At 63.6% G+C, this 19,675-nt stretch carries 19 protein-coding genes; 7 read left to right on the forward strand and 12 right to left on the reverse strand.

The genetic code is table 11. From position 1 onward, the window contains the following. Positions 1 to 103 precede the first annotated feature (103 nt). From CO731_RS18185 to CO731_RS18205, 5 genes are all read right to left on the reverse strand, one after another. Entirely contained in the window at positions 104 to 661 is a 558-nt protein-coding gene (locus CO731_RS18185) for an OmpA family protein (protein ID WP_108608222.1), read from the reverse strand. Positions 662 to 771: 110 nt separating this feature from the next. Further along, positions 772 to 1,335 (reverse strand): GNAT family N-acetyltransferase, encoded by a 564-nt coding sequence (locus CO731_RS18190; protein ID WP_108609910.1) that lies wholly within the window; start codon positions 1,333 to 1,335, stop codon positions 772 to 774. Between the two features lie 2 nt (positions 1,336 to 1,337). Further along, the gene (gene sseA / locus CO731_RS18195; protein ID WP_108608223.1) at positions 1,338 to 2,189 is read right to left on the reverse strand and encodes a 3-mercaptopyruvate sulfurtransferase; all 852 of its coding nucleotides are present in this window, start codon (positions 2,187 to 2,189) and stop codon (positions 1,338 to 1,340) included. A gap of 13 nt (positions 2,190 to 2,202) precedes the next feature. Then, positions 2,203 to 2,946 (reverse strand): alanyl-tRNA editing protein, encoded by a 744-nt coding sequence (locus CO731_RS18200; protein WP_108608224.1) that lies wholly within the window; start codon positions 2,944 to 2,946, stop codon positions 2,203 to 2,205. Next, positions 2,946 to 3,974 carry a cysteine synthase A gene (locus CO731_RS18205; protein WP_108608225.1) on the reverse strand — a complete coding sequence of 343 codons (1,029 nt, stop codon included), beginning with the start codon at positions 3,972 to 3,974 and terminating at the stop codon, positions 2,946 to 2,948. The genes CO731_RS18200 and CO731_RS18205 overlap by 1 nt, the downstream gene beginning before the upstream one ends. A gap of 215 nt (positions 3,975 to 4,189) precedes the next feature. On the opposite strand from CO731_RS18205, the gene CO731_RS18210 reads away from it, so the two are divergent. Further along, positions 4,190 to 5,011 (forward strand): SDR family NAD(P)-dependent oxidoreductase, encoded by an 822-nt coding sequence (locus CO731_RS18210; RefSeq protein ID WP_108608226.1) that lies wholly within the window; start codon positions 4,190 to 4,192, stop codon positions 5,009 to 5,011. On the opposite strand, the gene CO731_RS18215 is transcribed toward CO731_RS18210, so the two are convergent. From CO731_RS18215 to CO731_RS18230, 5 genes are all read right to left on the reverse strand, one after another. Further along, a complete protein-coding gene (locus CO731_RS18215; RefSeq protein ID WP_108608227.1) occupies positions 5,002 to 6,219 on the reverse strand; it encodes an MFS transporter in 1,218 nt (405 codons plus the stop codon). The two genes, CO731_RS18210 and CO731_RS18215, sit on opposite strands and share 10 nt — an antisense overlap. Before the next feature lie 105 nt (positions 6,220 to 6,324). After that, positions 6,325 to 7,683, reverse strand: a complete 1,359-nt coding sequence (locus CO731_RS18220) for a DEAD/DEAH box helicase (protein WP_183261301.1) — start codon at positions 7,681 to 7,683, stop codon at positions 6,325 to 6,327. Between the two features lie 337 nt (positions 7,684 to 8,020). Beyond that, entirely contained in the window at positions 8,021 to 8,173 is a 153-nt protein-coding gene (locus CO731_RS29090) for a hypothetical protein (protein WP_183262411.1), read from the reverse strand. A gap of 210 nt (positions 8,174 to 8,383) precedes the next feature. Next, on the reverse strand, positions 8,384 to 9,121 hold the full coding sequence (gene deoD / locus CO731_RS18225; protein ID WP_108608228.1) for a purine-nucleoside phosphorylase: 738 nt from the start codon (positions 9,119 to 9,121) through the stop codon (positions 8,384 to 8,386). 100 nt (positions 9,122 to 9,221) lie between these two features. Beyond that, positions 9,222 to 11,816 carry a PAS domain-containing sensor histidine kinase gene (locus CO731_RS18230; RefSeq protein ID WP_108608229.1) on the reverse strand — a complete coding sequence of 865 codons (2,595 nt, stop codon included), beginning with the start codon at positions 11,814 to 11,816 and terminating at the stop codon, positions 9,222 to 9,224. Positions 11,817 to 12,025: 209 nt separating this feature from the next. Between CO731_RS18230 and CO731_RS18235 the strand changes: the two genes are divergently transcribed. Further along, positions 12,026 to 12,751 carry a flagellar biosynthetic protein FliO gene (locus CO731_RS18235; protein ID WP_108608230.1) on the forward strand — a complete coding sequence of 242 codons (726 nt, stop codon included), beginning with the start codon at positions 12,026 to 12,028 and terminating at the stop codon, positions 12,749 to 12,751. Positions 12,752 to 12,818: 67 nt separating this feature from the next. Here CO731_RS18235 and dksA read toward each other — a convergent pair whose 3' ends face one another. After that, complete coding sequence (dksA, locus tag CO731_RS18240) at positions 12,819 to 13,235, reverse strand: RNA polymerase-binding protein DksA (RefSeq protein ID WP_055973928.1); 417 nt, start codon at positions 13,233 to 13,235, stop codon at positions 12,819 to 12,821. Positions 13,236 to 13,477: 242 nt separating this feature from the next. On the opposite strand from dksA, the gene CO731_RS18245 reads away from it, so the two are divergent. The 4 genes from CO731_RS18245 to CO731_RS18260 all read left to right on the forward strand — a co-directional run bounded on the left by CO731_RS18245 (position 13,478) and on the right by CO731_RS18260 (position 17,221). Then, on the forward strand, positions 13,478 to 13,981 hold the full coding sequence (locus CO731_RS18245) for a histidine phosphatase family protein (RefSeq protein ID WP_108608231.1): 504 nt from the start codon (positions 13,478 to 13,480) through the stop codon (positions 13,979 to 13,981). Positions 13,982 to 14,048: 67 nt separating this feature from the next. After that, positions 14,049 to 15,521, forward strand: a complete 1,473-nt coding sequence (locus CO731_RS18250) for a YcjX family protein (RefSeq protein WP_108608232.1) — start codon at positions 14,049 to 14,051, stop codon at positions 15,519 to 15,521. Then, positions 15,518 to 16,597 carry a TIGR01620 family protein gene (locus CO731_RS18255; RefSeq protein ID WP_108608233.1) on the forward strand — a complete coding sequence of 360 codons (1,080 nt, stop codon included), beginning with the start codon at positions 15,518 to 15,520 and terminating at the stop codon, positions 16,595 to 16,597. Before CO731_RS18250 ends, CO731_RS18255 begins: the two co-directional genes overlap by 4 nt. Before the next feature lie 72 nt (positions 16,598 to 16,669). Continuing rightward, entirely contained in the window at positions 16,670 to 17,221 is a 552-nt protein-coding gene (locus CO731_RS18260; RefSeq protein ID WP_108608234.1) for a hypothetical protein, read from the forward strand. Positions 17,222 to 17,288: 67 nt separating this feature from the next. On the opposite strand, the gene CO731_RS18265 is transcribed toward CO731_RS18260, so the two are convergent. Next, complete coding sequence (locus tag CO731_RS18265) at positions 17,289 to 17,558, reverse strand: hypothetical protein (protein WP_108608235.1); 270 nt, start codon at positions 17,556 to 17,558, stop codon at positions 17,289 to 17,291. A 258-nt stretch (positions 17,559 to 17,816) separates the two neighbouring features. On the opposite strand from CO731_RS18265, the gene CO731_RS18270 reads away from it, so the two are divergent. After that, entirely contained in the window at positions 17,817 to 19,673 is a 1,857-nt protein-coding gene (locus CO731_RS18270) for a monovalent cation:proton antiporter-2 (CPA2) family protein (protein ID WP_108609912.1), read from the forward strand. The last annotated feature ends 2 nt before the right edge of the window (positions 19,674 to 19,675 follow it).

A 19,675-nucleotide genomic window follows, 5' to 3' on the forward strand; every position in this document is an offset into this window, starting at 1 on the left:
ACCGTCGTGCCCACCCGATTTACGCTGCCAACACGCCGACAGTCCGAGAACGAAAAAAGCCCGGCTCTCGCGAACCGGGCTCATCGAACTGTCCTAGCAAGTGCTAGCGGATGAAGGCGTCGTAGCGGCGCAGCGTCACGCGGCGGTTGCGCCAGTTCTCGTTCTGGGTCTGCACCAGCAGGAACTCCTCGCCATAACCGACCGTCTCCAGGGCATAGCGCGGAATGCCGAACTCACGCACCAGCGTCTGCTTCAGCGATGCGGCGCGGCGCTCGGATAGCGCCTGGTTCGACGCAAACGAACCGACGGCATCGGTGTGCCCCTCGATCAGCACGCGGGCACCGGGGTCGCGGCGCAGAATGCGCTCGAGCGCGTTGGCGATGTTCTCCACCTTGCCGTATTGCGAATAGGGAACCTCGGCCGAGCCAAAGGCGAAGTTGATCGACTGGATGTCGATCGACGGGGCCATGCGGCGCAGATCGGGGCGGCGCTTGAATTCGCGCACGGTCACGCGCTGGTTGGGCCTGAGCTTCGTCGTCGGCGCTGCCTGAAGCTGGCGCTCGATCTGCGACGCCGAAGGCGTCGTCGCCTGCGCGGCAGCGAAAGAAGGCGCGGCAAGTACGGCGATCAGCGCGGCAGCAAGCGTACGGCGGTTCAACATCTTCAATTCTCCTTGCACGTCGACCAGATGGTCAGATCCGATGGGCTGGAAAATGCCAGAAGCAACCTGAAGAAGCGATGAACGGACGGTTCAGCCTGGGTTGTATGCGTTCACGGCCGCATGACGCTCGCCGAACGTTCGGCAAAGGTCATGGTCCGCACCGTCTCGGTCTTCTGCGCGACCGGCGAAAAACCCATCTTCTGGTAGAGCGGAAGAGCTGCCGGATGGTCGAGCGTGCAGGTCTGCACCGTCACCTTGTTCGGGCGATATGACCACGCGGCAGCGATCGCGGCACCAAGGAACCAGCGTCCGATGCCCTGCCCCATGGCATGGTCCATCATGCCGAAATAGGCGAGTTCGACCTCGTCGGGCAGATGCGGCTTGAGATCGAGGAAGCCGGCCGGCGCGCCATCGAGATAGAGCACGCGAATGTCGCGGTCCTCGCGATGCAGCCCGGCGGCAAGTTCTTCGTCATCGAGCCGGAGGATGTTGACCCAATGCCATTTGCGGCCGACCCGATCGGCGAGATAGCGGTAGTAATGCAGCGGTATGTTTCGGGTCCTGAGCAGCGCTATCTGGCGATTGACCGGCAGCGGTGGCGTGTAGGCCGGCGGCACGTGCATCTCCAGAAACGTGACCGTGACCTCGATATTCTCGCTGCGGTCCGCGGCCATGTTCATGCTTTTCCCGTCACCACAGGCGTGTCGGACATGCCGCCCCACTCGGTCCACGAGCCGTCGTAAAGCCTGACGTCGCCATGGCCGAGCGATTGCAGCGCAAGCGCGATGACGGCAGCCGTGACGCCAGAACCGCAGGACGTGACCACCGGCTTGGACAGGTCGATGCCAGCCGCTTCGAGCGTCGCCTGCAGGCGGTCGAGCGGCAACAGTTCGCCGTTCTCGGACAGCGTCCCCGAAGGTACGCTGCGAGCGCCCGGCATATGGCCCGAGCGCAGGCCAGCCCGCGGCTCCGGGTCGGTGCCCTCGAAACGTCCCGCGGAACGCGCATCGGCGACCTGGGCGCTGCCGGTGTCGACGATCTTGCGCATCTCGGCGAGCGAAACGACCTTGGACGCGTCATAGTCGACGTGGAAGACGCCCGGAGCGGTCTTGGTCGGCTCGGCGGTCACCGGCCGGCCTGCAGCCTTCCAGCGCTCGAAACCGCCGTCCAGGATATAGACCTGGAACACGCCCATGATGCGGAACATCCACCAGACGCGCGGCGCGGCCATGAAACCGGGTCCGTCGTAGACCACGATGGTGTCGTCAGCCGAAATGCCCATCGAACCGGCAAAGCGGGCGAAAAGGGATGGCGATGGCAGCGTATGCGGCAAGGTCGAATTCGGATCGACGACCAGGTCCTGGTCGAAGAACACCGCCCCCGGGATGTGGACGGCATCGTATTCGGCCCGCGCATCGCGTTTCTGCGCCGGCATGTACCAGGAGGCGTCGACGATCGACAGTCCGGGCGTGCCCAGCCGCTTTTCCAGCCAATCCGCATCGATGACGAAAGCGCTTTTGTCGCTCATGGCAGTCTCCGGTTCAGTTGGAAGGCATCGCGCCGAAGCGGATGCGGAAGCGGCGGTTCTCGCGCCCTTTCTTTTCGATCTTGCCGATATGGATCTCGCCGATTTCGGCCGTGCCGGCAACATGGGTTCCGCCGCAGGGCTGGCTGTCGATCGAGGCGTTGTCACCGATGCAGACCAGCCTGATCTTGCCGGTGCCGGAAGGCGGCCGAACGTTCTTCGACTTCACCAGCGTCGGATTTGCCGCGAGTTCGTCATCGGAGATCCACCTGTTGTAGATCGGGTGGTTGGCGCGGACGAGTTCCATCATCTGGGATGTAACGTCTTCCTTGGTGAAGCCGGCGTCGGGAATGTCGAAGTCGACGCGCGAGTCCTCCTCGCTGACCGACGCCCCGGTTATCGGATATGGGCACACCACGGTCAGCAGATGGCAGGCGGCGTGCATGCGCATCAAAAAGTGCCGGCGCGGCCAGTCGATCGAAAGCTTCAGGCGTTCGCCGATTTCCGGCACGGCCTGCTCCAGCCCCGGAACATGGATGATCTCGTCCTTGGTCTCACCGGTAATCGTGGCAGCAACCGAGATGTTGCTGCCGTCGCCACGCATCAAAAGACCGGTATCGCCGGGCTGGCCGCCCGACGTGGCATAAAAGATGGTCCGGTCGAGAATGATGCCGCCGCGGTCGTTGACGCCGACCACGGTCGCCTCGGTCTCGCGCAGATATGCATCGTCGCGAAAGACCGCCTGGGTCGAAAATGCCATCATGCCACCTCGAACGGAACCGCGATGTTGGGCTCGCTCTCCATCCAATCGGGAACGGGCAGGTTCTTGCTGCGCAGGAAATCCGGATTGAACAGCTTGGATTGATAACGCGTGCCGAAATCCGCAAGTACGGTCACAATGGTATGGCCCGGTCCGAGTTCCCGTGCCAGGCGCATCGCCCCAGCGATGTTGATGCCTGTGGAGCCGCCGACGCAGATGCCCTCTTCCTGGATCAGGTTGAAAACGATGGGCAGCGCCTCTTCGTCGGGGATCTGGAAGGAGAAGTCCGGCGAGAAGCCGTCGAGATTGGCGGTGATGCGCCCCTGGCCGATGCCTTCGGTGATCGAACTGCCCTCGGCCTTCAGTTCGCCTGTCGTGTAGTAGCTGTACAGGGATGCGCCCAGCGGATCGGCGAGCGCGATCTTAACCGCATCGCGCTTGGCCTTGAGGCCGATAGCCACGCCGGCCAACGTGCCGCCGGTGCCGACTGCCGAAACGAACCCGTCAACCTTGCCGCCGGTCTGCTGCCAGATCTCTTCCGCCGTCGTGCGGATGTGGCCTTCACGGTTGGCGACATTGTCGAACTGGTTGGCCCAGATCGCCCCATTGGGGTCGGACCTAGCCAATTGTTCGGCAAGCCGGCCGGAAACCTTCACGTAGTTGTTCGGGTTCTTGTAGGGAACGGCAGGAACCTCGATCAGTTCGGCGCCGAGCAAGCGAAGGGCGTCCTTCTTTTCCTGGCTCTGGGTGTCGGGAATGACGATCACCGTGCGGTAGCCGAGTGCCTTGGCGACGACGGTCAGACCGATGCCGGTATTGCCGGCAGTACCTTCGACGATCACCCCGCCGGGCCGGAGCAGGCCGCGCTGCTCGGCGTCACGGATGATGAACAGACCGGCGCGATCCTTGACCGACTGGCCGGGGTTCATGAACTCGGCCTTGCCGAGGATTTCGCAACCCGTTTCCTCCGAGGCCCGCTTGAGCCGGATCAAAGGCGTGTTGCCGATGGCATCGATCACCGAGCGCATGAAGATTCCTTCCTAATTCGCCGACGAACCCTAGAAATGTGAGGCCGCGCTTTCAAGGGATGAAATTCTCTGGCCCATTGCATCTTGGCGTCAAACGGGACGCAACCCTGCAATATGACGGCAATTGGCATAGGAGGGCGGCTCAGGGCAAAACGGACTTCCCATCGACGCGCCGCCTCGCTAGAGCATCAGCAGGCAGCTTCGAGGGGGATGGGGTGAGCACATATCGGGCGGACCCGCGCGATGGGGTCGCATGGATCACAGGTGGCAGCACCGGAATCGGTCGTTCGGTCGCGCGCCTGCTGGCCAAGGAGGGCTACACGGTCGCCGTGACCGTACGCCCCAATGATCCGATCGACACGCTGATCGAAGAGACCCAGGGCATGACCGGCCGGGTCCTGTCCTTTCCGTCCGACGTGACCGACGAGGCCGGCATGGCCGCCGCCGTGGCAGCGATCGAGGCACAGGCGGGACCGATCGTGCTGGCCATCTTCAACGCCGGCGCCTACATGCCGGTGACCGGCGACAATCTTCGATTGGAGACCTTCCGACAGAGCTTTGCGGTCAACGTCTTTGGCGTCCTCAACGGCCTGGTGCCGGTTGTCGAACGCATGCGCAACCGCGGTCGCGGGCACGTCGTGATCATGGGATCGATCAGCGCCTATTTCGGCTGGCCAACCACGGCTGCCTATGGCGCCACCAAGGCTGCGGTCAACATCATCGCCGAGGCGCTGAAGTTCGACTTCGACAAGATGAACATCCGCACGCAGGTGATGAACCCGGGTTTCGTCGCCACGCCGCTGACGGAGAAAAGCGCGTTCTCCATGCCGGCGATGATGGCAGTCGACGCTGCAGCCGAGCGGATCTGCAAGGCAATGCGCAAGAGCGGCTTCGAGGTTACGTTCCCGCGGCGCCTGACATGGGGCATGAAGCTCCTTTTCCTGCTTCCGCGGCCTTTTCGCGAGATGGCGCTGCGTGCCTCCACGCGATGGAAGAGAGTGCCTCTCATCTATCTCAGACGATCAAGCTACGACTGAAGCTCAGCTTCGGCGGCAGCTTCGGGTTTGGCGTCACGCGCCCAGAGGTAGACGACAATCGCAGCCCCGAGCATCACAACGTAGAACCAGAACAGCGCCTGATATGACGCCGTCGGATCGCCCGGCACGGCACTTGCCGTGACCACGGCACCGGTTGCAAACTGCATTGCGCCCACGCCGCCAATGGAGAAGAAGTTCATCAGCGTCACGCCGCGTCCGATCAGATGCGGCGGCAGGAAAGCGCGCGCGTGCGCCATCAGCAGGCCATAGCTGCCGCCGGTCAGGCCGATGATGACGAAGACGACCGTAACGGTGGTCAGATCGGATACGACATTGAGCGCGAGATAGAGGATCGCCACGAGGCCAATGGTATTTCCAACCACCGCAACCCACTTCCTGGTACGGAACATCGTGTCGAGGGGACCATAGACGAAGGCGCCAGCGACCATGGCCAAGGCCATGAAAAACGTCACCTGCCCGATCATCAAAGCATCCGCGCCATAGACATCGACGAGATAGGGCCCTGACCACAGGCCCCTGATGCCGGTTGTCGGCGCATAATTGATCGCGGTGAGCGGGATGATCGGCCACAGAACCCGCATGCGCAACAGTGCGAGATAGCCGCCAAAGCCAGCGGCATCGCCGTCCACGCCATCAGGAGATTTCGGGTCGCGCACCAGCGCCAGCACCGCGAGGGCGGCCAACATAGTGATGACCCCGAGCCCGGCCATGACTGGCCGCCAGCCGAATGCCTCGGCGGCCTGGGCCAGCGGCGCGGCACCGATGACGTTGCCGGCCGTGCCGAATGCGACCATCCACGAGGCAAGCACGGCAAAACGCGCGATCGAAAATGTGCGGGCGAAGATGAACAGCGACGACATCAACACCGGGGCGCAGCCGATGCCGATCATCGCCATCGCGGCAATCACCATCCAGGGCGCAGTGGCCGAGGCAAAAAACAGCGCGCCGCCCCCGCCACCGAACAAAAGCAGCGTCGAGGCCGTGCGCCGCGGACCAAAGCGATCGAGCGAAACGCCGATGGCAAATTGCGCCAGGGCGAAGGCGATGAAGAAGGCTCCCGAGGCGAAGGACAGTTGCGCTTTGGTGGCGCCGAGATCGGCGGTGAGCGCCGGCGTCAGCACGGCCATGAACGAGCGGTAGAACTGCGACAGCACATAGGCGATTGCGAGCGTCGCTATCCCGGCCATGCAGACCCCTCAAACGAAAGGGCGGCCGAAGCACCGCCCCGACCGCCCTAACCTATTCATGCCACATCAGCAAATGGACCAGGCAGGCCCGATCTGCTGCACAGCTTATGCTGCGCGCGTGTTCGGCTTGCGCGCGCCGAAGCGGCGCTTGCCACCCTTGGGTGCATTTCCATTCGGACGATCGCCCTTCGGCTTGCCGCCATTGTTGCCGCGCGGGCGCTGACCGCTGGGCCGGCGTTCCTCGCGATCACCGCGGTCGTTGGCCGGCACGAAGCTGCGTGGCTCGCCGGCCGGACGTGCCGGATCCGGTTCGCCAAGATGGTCGGCATCAATCGTCAGCTTCATGCGGATGATGCGCTCGACCTGCCTCAGCTTCGAGTTTTCCGAGGGATCGACCAGCGTGACCGCAACGCCGTTGGCGCCATTACGGCCGGTACGGCCGATACGGTGGACGTAGCTTTCGGCTTCGTCAGGCAGGTCGAAGTTCACGACGTGGCTGATGCCGGGTACGTCGATGCCGCGTGCTGCGATATCGGTGGCAACGAGGATGCGGACCTTGCCGGCGCGGAAGCCGTTGAGCGCGGCCTGACGCGCATTCTGCGACTTGTTGCCGTGGATGACGGCAGCGGGAAAGCCGTCGCGATCCAGATCCTTCACGACACGGTCGGCGCCATGCTTGGTGCGGGCGAAGACCAGGACCGAGGTCATGGCGTCATCGGCCAGCATCTTGGCCAGGATCTGACGCTTCTGCTTGGTGCGGGCGAGAATGATGCTCTGGCGGATTTCAGCCGCGGTCGTGCTCTGCGGCGCAACCTCGACGCGAATCGGATCCTTGAGCAGGCCCTGCGCCAATTCAGCGATCTCAGCCGGCATGGTTGCCGAAAACAGGGCGGTCTGACGGTTGCGCGCGGTCGCCTTGGCGATGCGCTTGACGTCGTTGATGAAGCCCATGTCGAGCATGCGGTCGGCCTCGTCGAGGACCAGCCACTGGGTGTCGGCCAACACGAGGTCGCCTTCACGGACGAGGTCGGTCAGGCGGCCGGGCGTGGCAATCAGCACGTCGACGCCCGGAGCGATCTTCTTGACCTGCGAGAAACGCGACACGCCGCCGAGGACCAGCGCGGTCGAAACATGCGCACCCTTGGCGAGGATCTTTATGGTATCTTCGATCTGCACGGCGAGCTCGCGCGTCGGCGCCAGGATCAGCGCACGCGCCGTCTTGGGCCGGCGCTTGGTGCCGAGCGCCATGATCTTATGCAGGATCGGCAGCGAGAAGGCTGCGGTCTTGCCGGAACCGGTCTGGGCGATGCCGAGGATGTCGCGGCCGGCCAGCTGCGCCGGGATCGACTCGATCTGGATCGGCTTGGGCTCAGTGAATCCGGCCATCTGGGTGGCCTTGAGCAGCGCGCCGGTAATGCCGAGTTTGGCGAAGCCGTTCAGCTCCGCATTGATTTCATTCGTCAATATCTTCTTCTTTCGTGCGACGGCTTTCCCGTCACAAACAACAATGGCGGCAGGGCGCAACCTGCCGGCCCGAATCTCGTGTGAAACGACAAGGCGGCGGACGCGTGTCCGCTCGGCTGCGCTGTCGTGCCCGCTGGCCTCATGCCGCGGGTCTATTCCGCCGCCTTCCGTTGCCGGAAAGGGAGAAAACAGACGCAACCAGTCTCTCTGGGGAGAAAGCCGTAAGCCCGGCCCAAGCGCCTATGACGCCGCATATGGATCATTTGGCTCGAAATAGCAAGCCCACCATGGTGCGGTGCAACATCGCGGCACTTATTTTCCCGCCGCTTGATCTGCTTCAGGCGGCGCCGACCACCTCGTTGTAAGTGTCAAGATCGACGTAGAATATCCTGGTGATCGCTAGGACCAGTTCGTCCCCCCAATAGCCGTGCGATTTCAGGATGCTGACTGCGGTGAGTATGTCGACCGGCTCGGTCAGACGCCTCTTCATGCTTTCCTCGACAAACTGTTCCATCGGCTGTCCCTTCGTCCGATTGCACACACGCAATGAACTCAGACCAGAACTCCCCATCAGGGTATGGAACATCGCTTGCGCGGAACTTGCCAGCGCGCCGGCGGCTCCATTCATAGATCGGGATGACGCGGGAAAGTTGGCCGACTCACAAGGCCGGAGCCATGCTACCACAGGCCGGTGGCATCGCTACCGCTGGGGCGTACCCGGCTCCGCCGGGATAGCAACGTCGAGGGCAAGCTTCACCATGTCGGTGAAGAGCTCCTGCCGCTCGGACGTGTCCGTCTGCTCGTCGGTAACGAGGCTGTCCACCACGGTGCAGATCGACAGGGCCTTGGCATGGAAGCGGGCGGCGACCGTGTAGAGCAGGCTGGTCTCCATATCGACCGCCAATGCGCCATGGGCGCGGACCCCGGCAAAGCGTCCAAGCACATCGGGGTGGTAGAAAACATCGCTCGAAGCGGTCTGGCCGACATGATGGTCCAGACCCAGCTCGGTGGCGCGCTGTGCCGCGCGGCGCAAAAGATCGAAGTCGGCGCTCGGCGCGTAGCTGTAGAAGCCGAACAGCTGCCGGTTGACGGCGCCGTCATTGCTCGACGATTGCGAGATGACCAGGCTGCGCAGCCTGACGTGCTCGGCCAACCCGCCGCATGTGCCGACGCGGATCAAAGTCCTGGCGCCATAGGTCTCCAGAAGTTCGTGCGCATAGATGGCCATCGATGGCGCGCCGATGCCGGTGGTCTGGACGCTTATCGGAACGCCACGGAACCTGCCGGTGTAGCCGAGGGCGCCGCGCACCCGGTTCACGCACCTGACGTCTTCTAGGAAAGTTGCGGCAATCCACTCCGACCGCTGCGGATCGCCGGCCAATAGCACCGTTTCAGCGTAGTCACCGCGCCTTGCTTCGTTGTGCGGCGTAGTCTGCATTGGTCACCCCCGACGACGCGCTTGCCGGCATGATGGCATGAACACCACATACGGGAAAGCTAATAGAAGTTCGGGCAGAACTGAACTGGATACGCGGTGCCTAGCTCTCGAGCACCTCTTTGACGACCGTCGCCAGTTGCTTGAGCGAGAACGGCTTGGGCAAGAATCCGAACTGCGCATCGGCTGGAAGGTTCTTGGCGAAAGCGTCCTCGGCATAGCCGGAAACGAAGACGAACTTGATATCGGGCTGGCGTTTGCGCAACTCGCCGAGCAGCGTCGGGCCGTCCATCTCGGGCATGACGACGTCGGATACCACGATGTCGATCTGGCCCTTGAGTTCGTCGAATATCTCGAGAGCCTCGACGCCCGACGATGCCTCGTGGACGGTGTAGCCACGCGAGGTGAGCGCCCTCACCCCACCCATGCGCACCGCATCCTCGTCCTCGACCAGCAGAACCGAGGCCGAGCCGGACAGGTCCTTGGCGACGTTGCCCGCCCCGGCTTCCTGTGACTTGGCCGTTGCAGCAACCGATGCCTCCGGCCTCACTTCATCCGCCGGCTGCGCCTTGGCCACGTGCCGCGGCAGGAAGATGCGGAACACAGTCCCCTTGCCGACCTCGGAGTCGCAATAGATGAAGCCGCCGGTCTGCTTGATGATGCCATAGACCATCGACAAGCCGAGACCCGTGCCCTTGCCGACCTCCTTGGTGGTGAAGAACGGCTCGAAGATCTTCTTCAACACCTCGGGCGCGATACCGCTGCCGGTATCCTCGACCTCGACCAGCACGTAGTCGGCCGGAACCAGTTCGCGGTAGCCATAGGCCTTGCAATCTTCGGCCGGAACATTCTTGGTCCGTACCATCAGGTCGCCGCCATCAGGCATGGCGTCGCGCGCGTTGACCGCGAGATTGACCACGACCTGCTCCAATTGGCCGATGTCGGCCCGGATGGGCCAGAGGTCGCGGCCATGGTCGATCTTGAGCTTGATGCCGTTGCCGACCAGGCGGGCAAGCAGCGTGCGCAGGTCGGCAAGCACGTCGGTAAGGTTGAGTACTTCCGGACGCAGCGTCTGCTTGCGCGAGAATGCAAGAAGCTGCCTGACCAGAGAGGCGGCGCGGTTGGCGTTCTGCTTGATGTTCATGATGTCGGGGAAGGACGGATCCGACGGCCGATGATTGGTCAAAAGCAGGTCCGACGCCATGATGATGGCGGTAAGCACGTTATTGAAGTCGTGGGCGATACCGCCGGCGAGTTGGCCCACCGCCTGCATCTTCTGGCTCTGCGCCATCTGGCTCTCGAGCGCCTTCTGCTCGGTCGTCTCGACGGCATAGACGATCGCCGCTTCCTCAGCACCCTCCGCGTCCGAACCGTCGGCGACAGCGTTGACGTAGAAGCGCATGTGGCGCTCCTCGTTGTCGGGCATCACGGTGTCGATCGGCGCGATGTCGGCCTGGCGCTGGTGCGCGCGCTCGAGCGCCGCAGCAAATGCCGCGCGGTCGCGCTCGTGGATGACGGTGTCGAGGCGCACGCGCCGGTCGACCGCATCCCTGTCGACGACCGACGAGAACAGCGACAGGAACGGCGCATTGGTGCGCAGGATGCGTCCAGCCTGGTCGACGCCTGCAATGGCCATGGGCGTCGAATTGAAGAAGCGGGTGAAGCGTACTTCCGACGCGCGCAACTGGGCGGAGGAGTCCTCTCCCTGGGTACGGTTGAGAACGATGGTGCGCGTCGGCCCGTTGACGCCCTCGCGGCTCGCCGAGACGCGGTGCATGAAACGAACCGGCAAGGCTTCGCCGTTCACCGTAGCGAGGTCGAGGTCGATCACCGCATTGCGCGTCGTCCCCGGGTCGGCCTTGACGGAGCGGACAAGCGCCATCCCGTCGCCGGCGACAACTTCGTCGAGGCTGATGGCGCCGGGCGTGAAGCTCGCCAGATCGATGCCGAGCCAGTCGGCCAGCGTCGCATTGACATAGGTGATGCGGCCATCCTGGTCGGCCGAGAAGAAACCCGCCGGCGCGTGGTCGAGGTGATCGATGGCCTGCTGGAGATCGAGGAAGAAGCGTTCCTGCTCCGCCCGCTCCGGCGAAATATCGGCAAGCTGCCAGGCATTCAGCGGCTGGCGTTGGCCTGGAATGCTGAAGGCACGCGCCCGCACGCGATACCAGCGCGCGCCCGGTGCAGCGCCTGGACGAACGGATTGACCAAGCCGAAATTCGCCGTCGCCCGCCTGACCGTCGCGCAGGCCCGACGCCAACTCGGAAATGGTCGACGACGCCTCTGGCACATCCGACAACAGGCCATCGACCGTTTTCAAGTCCGATGCGGTGGTGGCTCCCGTCATGTCGGCATAGGCGCGGTTGGCATAGACCACGCGGCCCTTGGCGTCAGTCACCACCAGCCCTTGCGACATCGAATCGACAAAGGCCTTGGACAGGCCGTCGGCAGGCGAGCGCGGGGAAATCTGGATGAAGCCGATGGCGGTGGCGAAGAGATAGCCGACGCCGATCATCGCAAGCACGCCAAGCATGCCAAGCAGGAACGGATCGCCCAGGCGTTCGCGGAACACACCGAATACGATGGCCGCGCCGGTCAGCACGACGATAAAGATGATCAGCCGCGTGATGGCGTCGGGGCGCGCTGCCTGATCCACGATCGGAACCGGATAAAAGTCGTTGCGCGTTTCCTTGGCCATACCCCTGCGAGTCTCTCCAGCTCCCTCGTACGGAAGCGGTTGAATCACATTCTCCTTACCGGGAAAAGGCCCAGCCTCAAAAAGGCGGTGCAAGCCTGAGGCAAGATCATGCGCTTAGCTTCAAACGTGGCTGTAATACGCGAATGGCAACTTGCCGGGCGCGGCGGCAAGGCGTTAGTGTCGCCCCGGCGCGGCGACGGGGAAAAGATATGTTCGAATGGCTGGATAGCGTGGCGGGACCCGGATATGCGGCAGCAGTGCTGTGGACGTTCGCTGCGCTGGTGCTGCTTGTCATCGTGCTGGTCATCGTCAAGCTGATCCGCAGCCTGACCTTCGGTACCTTCGTTGCCGGTGGCAGGAACAGGAAGACGCGCCTTGCCGTCATGGACGCGACTGCCGTCGACAGCCAGAGGCGGCTTGTCCTGGTGCGCCGCGACGACATCGAACATCTGCTCCTGATCGGCGGACCGACAGATGTCGTTATCGAAACAGATATCCGGATGACCGCACCGCGCCGCCCGGCGCTGACCGGCACCGAAGCCGGACAGCAAGCTGCCCAACCGGCTCGCCAAGCAGCAGCGCAACCAACGGTCCAGCGGCCGGCACAGGCACCGGCTGCCAGACCGCAGCAGCCCGCGCCGCCAGCTCCCGTCAAGCAGGCACCGCCCAGGCTACCGCTCTCACCGACTGCACCGGCTGCTCCCAGTCCGGCGCCGAGGCCCGCCATTCCTGCGGGCTACGCCCCTCCAGTTCGATCGTCACCTGCCCCGGCAGTCGCGCCAATGCGCGGCGAAGAAATCGACGAGACGCTGATGAAAGAGCTGGAAGTCTCACTTGACGATAAACCGCAGGCCAAGCCGGCAAAAGCCGCCGATCCGTCGCTTGACGACGAGATGGCGAAGCTGCTCGGCGAGCTGACCAGCCACAAACGATAACACGGCCGGCATCAGACAAGAAAAAAGGCGGCCGAAGCCGCCTTTTTCTTGTTCTGGTATCCCGCGATCAGTCGTCGCGATAGACCTTTTCGCGGCGCTCGTGGCGCTCCTGCGCTTCGATCGACAGCGTGGCGATCGGACGTGCGTCCAGTCGCTTCAGTGAGATCGGCTCGCCGGTCTCCTCGCAATAGCCGTAGGTACCCTCGTCAATCCTCTGCAGCGCCGAGTCGATCTTGGAGATCAACTTGCGTTGACGGTCGCGCGCCCTGAGTTCGATGGCACGGTCCGTCTCGGATGATGCACGATCGGCAAGATCCGGATGGTTGGCGTTTTCCTGCTGGAGTATTTCGAGGGTTTCGCGAGCTTCGCGGAGGATGTCGTTCTTCCAGGCAACCAACTTTGCTCTGAAGTAAGACTTCTGCCGTTCGTTCATGAACGGCTCCTCTTCGGAGGGCACGTAGCCAAGTGTAACGGTATCGTTCATTCGACTCACCCAACAACCCCGTTTTGGCGCCTATATATTCGTGGGCCAACCCTCGCACAAGCGTAATCCGCGAAAAGTTGGCACCTACATGCAACTGGCGATTCGGCGTGGCAACGGCGCAACGCTCCCCCCAAGAAACGCAGACCGGCATCGTCCGGTTGCAAGGCGCCCGGTGCTTGGCTACATCCTGAAGGGATAATTGGCGCAGGCTCGTCAGGAGCTTGAGGCTCCGGGAGCAACATTTGAGCAAGCTCTACCTTCTCAGACACGCCAAGGCCGGCTGGGCACTGCCCGGCGTCAGGGATTTCGATCGACCGCTCGACGCCACGGGTATCGCCGACGCCGAAGCCACCGGAACAGCGATGCGGGCCTGCGGCTACGTGCCCGAACTCACGCTCTGCTCCAACGCCCGGCGCGCCCGGGAAACGCTGGAAGGCCTGGCCGGCCATGCCGATACCGGACGCGTGGTCTTCAGCGATGACCTCTACAGCGCAGATGCCGCCGGCTATCTCGACAAGATCCGCGAAAACGGCCGGCACGGCTCGATCCTCGTCATCGGGCATAATCCGATGATGGAAGATCTGGCCATCGCCGTGTCGGGCGACGGCGAGGAGACCGCGCTGCATACGCTGCACACCGGATTTCCGACCTCCGGCCTCGCCGTAATCCGGCTCGAAGGCGCGCTGACCGGCGCCGAACTGGGCCGAGGCTACCTCGAAGCTTTCCTGACGCCGGCCGATCTTTGAAGCCGGACGCCATTTCAAATCCCGGAGGTGGCACCTATATCCGGCGCGACCGCATGGGGGATGACGATTGGAGTCACTGACCACCTTTACCGACGAGGCGCGCATCGCGCTGGACACGCTCTCCGGCCGCGCTACGGGGCTGTTTTCGCCTTCCTTGCGCCTTGGCGTCACAGGGCTTTCACGTGCCGGCAAGACGGTGTTCATCACCGCCTTCGTGCACAATCTGATCCATGGTGGCCGCCTGCCCCTGTTCGAGGCGCAGAAATCAGGGCGCATCTCGCGCGCTTTCCTCGAGCAGCAGCCCGACGACGCCGTGCCGCGCTTCCAGTACGAGGATCATGTCGCGGCCCTCGTTGACCAGCGCATCTGGCCAGATTCCACCCGCGCCATCTCGGAGCTCAGGCTGACCATAGAATTCGAGTCAGCTTCCGGCTGGAACCGCATGTTTTCAGCTGGAAAATTGTCTGTCGACCTGGTCGACTATCCCGGCGAATGGCTGCTCGACCTGCCGCTGCTCGGCAAGAGTTACGACGATTTTTCCCGCGAGGCATTCGAACTTGCCCGGCTGCCTGTCAGGGCCGACCTATCGGAAGCCTGGCGCGGGCTTGCGGCCACGGTGAAGCCGGAAGCCGACGCCGACGAGATGACGGCCCGGCGGCTGGCCGAGACGTTTTCCGCTTACCTCAAGGCATGCAAGGACGACGAGCGCGCGCTGTCGACGCTGCCGCCCGGGCGCTTCCTGATGCCGGGCGACTTAGAGGGTTCGCCGGCGCTAACCTTTGCGCCGCTGCCCGGCCTTGGCCAGCGGGCGCGCCCCGGCTCGCTGCATGCGATGATGGAGCGGCGCTACGAGGCGTACAAGACCCATGTGGTAAAGCCGTTCTTCCGCGAACATATCGCCCGGCTCGACAGGCAGATCGTGCTGATCGACGCCATGCAGGCCCTGAACGCCGGCCCTGGCGCCATCGCCGACCTGGAGCGCGCGGTGACCGAGATCCTTGCCTGCTTTCGACCCGGCCGCGGCAATCTCTTGACCGACCTGTTTTCACGACGCATCGACCGCATCCTGGTCGCTGCGACCAAGGCCGACCACCTGCATCATGAGAGCCACGACCGGCTGCAATCGATCGTGCGGCGGCTGACCGATCGCGCCGTGGCGCGGGCGAACCTTTCAGGTGCCGAAGTCGACGTCCTGGCATTGGCTGCGGTGCGCGCCACGCGCGAAGGCACGGTCAAGCAAGGCCGCGAGACGCTGCCCGTCATCATTGGAACACCCATCGAGGGCGAGGCGATCGGCAAGGAGCGTTTCGACGGTAGCACGGAAACAGCTATATTTCCCGGAGACTTGCCGGAGAAAGCCGATGTCGTGTTTCAGGATTTTGGCACCAATCATCGCCAGGACGCAAACGATCCGACGATCCGCTTCGTGCGTTTCCGTCCGCCCAGGCTGGAACGGACCGCCGAAGGCGTGACGCTGTCCCTGCCGCACATCCGGCTCGACCGCGCCTTGCAGTTCCTGATTGGAGACCACCTCGCATGAGCACGCCTCGCAAGCCTGCCGCGTTCCGCATCGAGCCCGAAGCCGATGCACGGGACAGCGCTGCGGCCAGGACGCCGCAGGCCGCCGAGCGCAAACCTCGTGCGCTGGCCAAGGAGTCGGTCGTCGTCACGCCGGCCGAATTCGACGTCTTTGACGAGGCCGACATTGCCGTGGCCGAACCGCCGCCTGCCACTGCACCCAGGTGCCAATCACGCATCGGCGCAATCTTTCTCGCGGCGGCGGGCATCCTGGTCTCGCTCGGCGTCGGATTGTGGACCGACAGGCTGATCCGCGACCTGTTTTCCAGGGCCGACTGGCTCGGCTGGCTGGCGGTAGGTGCAGCCGCAATTGCCGCGGTTGCGCTGCTCGTCATAGTCGTTCGCGAGCTTTTGTCGGTTTTCCGGCTCGCCTCGGTTGAGCGCCTGCGCAACCGCGCGGCTGATGCCATCGAACGCAATGACCCCGGCGCAGCGCGCGGCGTCGTCGACGAATTGTCGAGCCTGCTGGCATCGAAGCCCGAAACGGCTGCGGGCAGGCGTGCCCTGGCGGATCTGCGCGGCGAAGTGATCGACGGCCGCGATCTGGTGGGCCTTGCCGAGACCGAAATCCTGACGCCGCTCGACGCACAGGCAAAGATCCTCATCCTGGATGCGGCCAAGCGCGTGTCGCTTGTCACGGCCGTCAGCCCACGCGCGCTGGTCGACATCGCCTATGTGGTGTTCGAGGCCGGCCGGCTGATCCGCCGGCTGGCTGAACTGTACGGCGGCCGCCCGGGCACGCTCGGCTTCTTCAGACTGGCGCGCGCAGCACTTGCCCATCTGGCCGTTACCGGCTCGATCGCCGTCGGCGACAGTTTCGTCCAGCAGCTTGTGGGCCACGGACTTGCCGCCAAGCTGTCGGCAAAGCTCGGCGAAGGCATCGTCAACGGCATGATGACCGCGCGCATCGGCATTGCCGCAATGGAGACGGCGCGCCCCCTGCCCTTTGCTGCGGTCAAGCGACCCGGCATGGGCGATTTCCTTGCCGCACTCACCACATTCGCAACCAAGGACAAGGGTGCCGACAAGGCCAAATAGACGAAGCATTAACCATTTTTCGCCATGGTCCCGGCAGCTAGTCGTTCCAGTTTCCTGCTGTCGGGTGTGCCCATGAAGCGCTTGTTTTTGTCCGCCGTTTTGCCCGCCATGGCGGTTTCGCTCTCAGGCATCGCACATGCCGAACCCACCAAGGCACCCGAACGCGACAAGAAATTCTTCAAATCGGTCGAGGGCGAATGGGTCGGACCCGGCGAAATCGTCGCCGGCAAATACAAGGGCACCAAGTTCACCTGCAGCTTCACCGGTTCGACGCCGGGCGGGAAAGTCGGGATGTCGCTCGACGGCGGCTGCCGCGTCGGCGTGTTTACCCAGAAGATGTCGGCAACCATCGAACAGAAGGGACGCAGTTATCGCGGAACCTTCCTCGACGGCTCCGCGGGCAAGGGCCTGGACATCGTTTCCGGCAACGTCGTCGATGGCAGAAAAGTCGTGCTGTCGCTCAACCGCAACCAGCTCAACGGCGTGATGCAGGCCCGCGTGCCTGACGAGAACTCGATGCATGTCACGGTTTCGGTGCGTGTCGACAAGCAACTGGTGCCGGTGATCGGCATGAAGCTGTCGCGCGTCGACGACACCGCCGTCGGCGCCATCGCCAAGAACTGATTCCCCTGCCCCAACAAAAAAGGGCGGCGCCATCGGCGCCGCCCTTTTTTGATTCTCGCCGCGAGAATCAGCCCTTGATGACAGTCAGCAGTTCGTCATAGGCCTTGCAGGCCTCTTCCGAAGTGGTGGCACCAGTGTACTTGGACGCAACTTCCTGCACCTTGGCCGACAGTTCGGCAGCCTTGGCCGGATCCTTGGTCACCGCCTCCTGAAGCGCCGTTCCCACTTCCTGGCTCTTCTTGGCCATGACTTCGGCGGTGCACTCCGGCGCCGCCTTCGAGCAGGCCGAAAGGCCAAGCGCAGCAACACCAATCACGGCAAACAGAATCTTGTTCATGTCAGTCCTCTCCTCGTAACCGGCAGGAAATGCCGGCGGCAATTCAACCACCCGCTGGTCGAAACCGGACCCGCCTTAGCGTCAAGCCATGTCACACGCAATGACAGGTTGTGAGGCCAGCGAGCGCACCCCGCCCGACTGCAAGTCCCTACAGCAAATTTCGGTCCATCAGGCGGGCTGTTCGGCGGCGTGCGAACCACCTATCTTGAGCTTCCCCTCAAGCGGCCGGCAGCCGCAAACAAAGGATCGACAGAGCGCATGGCGGCAGAGACTACGGGCGTCGACCTGATTCCGGTTGTGGCGTTGCTGGCTGCGGGCGTCGTGGCCGTTCCGATATTCAAGCGCCTCGGCCTTGGCTCGATACTCGGCTATCTCAGTGCCGGCGTCATCATCGGCCCTTTCGGCATCGGCGTGTTCTCCGAGGCAGAAACCATCCTGCATGTCGCCGAACTCGGCGTGGTGATGTTCCTGTTCATCATCGGGCTCGAGATGCAGCCGTCGCGGCTGTGGGGCCTGCGGCGAGAGATCTTCGGCCTCGGCGCATTCCAGGTCGGACTTTGCGCGTTACTTTTGACCTCCATCGGACTGGCGACAGGATTTTCCGTTGCGCAATCCTTTGTAGCGGGCGCCGGCTTCGTTCTGACCTCCACGGCGATCGTCATGCAATTGCTCGAAGAGCGCGGCGAGATGTCGACGCCCAAGGGCCAGCGGATGGTATCGATCCTGCTGCTGGAAGACCTCGCCATCGTTCCGCTGCTGGCGCTCGTTGCCTTCCTTGCGCCGGTTTCGGGCAGTGAAGTCGACACCGGGTGGGCCGGCCGGCTGAGCGAGATCGGCATCGGCATCGCCTCCATCACCGGCCTGGTGATCGCCGGCCGATATCTGCTCAATCCGCTGTTCCGCATCCTTGCCGATTCGCGCGCCCGCGAGGTGATGACCGCCGCCGCCCTGCTGGTGGTGCTCGGCTCGGCGCTCGCCATGCAGCTTGGCGGGCTCTCCATGGCGATGGGTGCCTTCCTCGCAGGCGTGCTGCTTTCCGAATCGACCTTCCGCCACCAGCTCGAGGCCGACGTCGAGCCCTTCCGCGGCATCCTGCTCGGCATGTTCTTCATCGCCGTCGGCATGTCGCTCGACCTCCTGGTGGTCGCAGCCAACTGGCAGATGATCGCCTTCTACGTCGTCGTCTACATGCTGGCGAAAGGCATTGGCATCTACGTCGTGGCGCGCTGCCTGCGCTCGGGGCATCGCGAGGCGCTGGAGCGCGCGGTGATCATGGCGCAAGGCGGCGAGTTCGCTTTCGTGCTCTATTCGTCGGCACTCGCCGTAGGCATCATCGACGGCGAGTCCAACGCTATCCTCACCGCCATCATCATCATCTCCATGGTGCTGACGCCCCTGGCGATCATGGTGCTGCGCCGTTTCACGCCACAGGACGAACAGTCGCTCGAAGATGTCGACGTGGCTGCCGAGTTGAGCGGCACGGTGCTGGTCATCGGCTTCGGACGCTTCGGCCAGATCGCCAGCCAGCCGCTTCTGCTGCGCGGTGTCGATGTCTCGATCATCGACAACGACGTCGAGATGATCCAGGCGGCGGCGGACTTCGGCTTCAAGGTCTATTACGGTGACGGCACGAGGCTCGACATCCTGCATGCTGCCGGTGCCGGACGTGCACGTGCGGTGTTGATCTGTGTCGACAAGGCGGATGTCGCAGTCCGCATCGCCGGGCATCTCAGGGCCGAATTCCCGCTGATACCGGTGCTGGCACGGGCTTATGATCGGGGCACCGCGATCGAACTCATTCGCGCCGGCGTCGATTTCCAGCTGCGCGAGACATTCGAATCGGCGCTGCTTTTCGGCGGCTCCACGCTCGAAAAGCTCGGCGAGGATCCCGACGAAGTCGCCGAGGTGATCGAAGAAGTGCGCCGTCGCGATGCGGCGCGACTGGAAATGCAGTTCGCAGGTGACATCCAGTCCGGCCGCAACTATCTGCAGGGCAACATTCCCGGTCCGGTGCCGACGCCGCTGACGCCACCGCGCCGCGCCGCCAAGGCACTCAACGAGGAAGCGGCGAGCGTCATCGCCAGGAAGACGACCGAACAAACGGAAAGGAATTGATC

Source organism: Aminobacter sp. MSH1 (genome assembly GCF_003071665.1).
GTDB classification, from domain to species: Bacteria; Pseudomonadota; Alphaproteobacteria; order Rhizobiales; family Rhizobiaceae; genus Aminobacter; species Aminobacter niigataensis.

Excerpts from the sequence above, each read along its gene's own strand:
- CO731_RS18185 (WP_108608222.1), bottom strand. The coding sequence starts at position 661 with ATGTTGAACCGCCGTACGCTTGCTGCCGCGCTGATCGCCGTACTTGCC.
- CO731_RS18190 (WP_108609910.1), bottom strand. The coding sequence starts at position 1,335 with ATGGCCGCGGACCGCAGCGAGAATATCGAGGTCACGGTCACGTTTCTG.
- sseA (WP_108608223.1), bottom strand. The coding sequence starts at position 2,189 with ATGAGCGACAAAAGCGCTTTCGTCATCGATGCGGATTGGCTGGAAAAG.
- CO731_RS18200 (WP_108608224.1), bottom strand. The coding sequence starts at position 2,946 with ATGGCATTTTCGACCCAGGCGGTCTTTCGCGACGATGCATATCTGCGC.
- CO731_RS18205 (WP_108608225.1), bottom strand. The coding sequence starts at position 3,974 with ATGCGCTCGGTGATCGATGCCATCGGCAACACGCCTTTGATCCGGCTC.
- CO731_RS18215 (WP_108608227.1), bottom strand. The coding sequence starts at position 6,219 with ATGGCCGGGATAGCGACGCTCGCAATCGCCTATGTGCTGTCGCAGTTC.
- CO731_RS29090 (WP_183262411.1), bottom strand. The coding sequence starts at position 8,173 with ATGAAGAGGCGTCTGACCGAGCCGGTCGACATACTCACCGCAGTCAGC.
- deoD (WP_108608228.1), bottom strand. The coding sequence starts at position 9,121 with ATGCAGACTACGCCGCACAACGAAGCAAGGCGCGGTGACTACGCTGAA.
- CO731_RS18230 (WP_108608229.1), bottom strand. The coding sequence starts at position 11,816 with ATGGCCAAGGAAACGCGCAACGACTTTTATCCGGTTCCGATCGTGGAT.
- CO731_RS18235 (WP_108608230.1), top strand. The coding sequence starts at position 12,026 with ATGTTCGAATGGCTGGATAGCGTGGCGGGACCCGGATATGCGGCAGCA.
- dksA (WP_055973928.1), bottom strand. The coding sequence starts at position 13,235 with ATGAACGATACCGTTACACTTGGCTACGTGCCCTCCGAAGAGGAGCCG.
- CO731_RS18255 (WP_108608233.1), top strand. The coding sequence starts at position 15,518 with ATGAGCACGCCTCGCAAGCCTGCCGCGTTCCGCATCGAGCCCGAAGCC.
- CO731_RS18260 (WP_108608234.1), top strand. The coding sequence starts at position 16,670 with ATGAAGCGCTTGTTTTTGTCCGCCGTTTTGCCCGCCATGGCGGTTTCG.
- CO731_RS18265 (WP_108608235.1), bottom strand. The coding sequence starts at position 17,558 with ATGAACAAGATTCTGTTTGCCGTGATTGGTGTTGCTGCGCTTGGCCTT.
- CO731_RS18270 (WP_108609912.1), top strand. The coding sequence starts at position 17,817 with ATGGCGGCAGAGACTACGGGCGTCGACCTGATTCCGGTTGTGGCGTTG.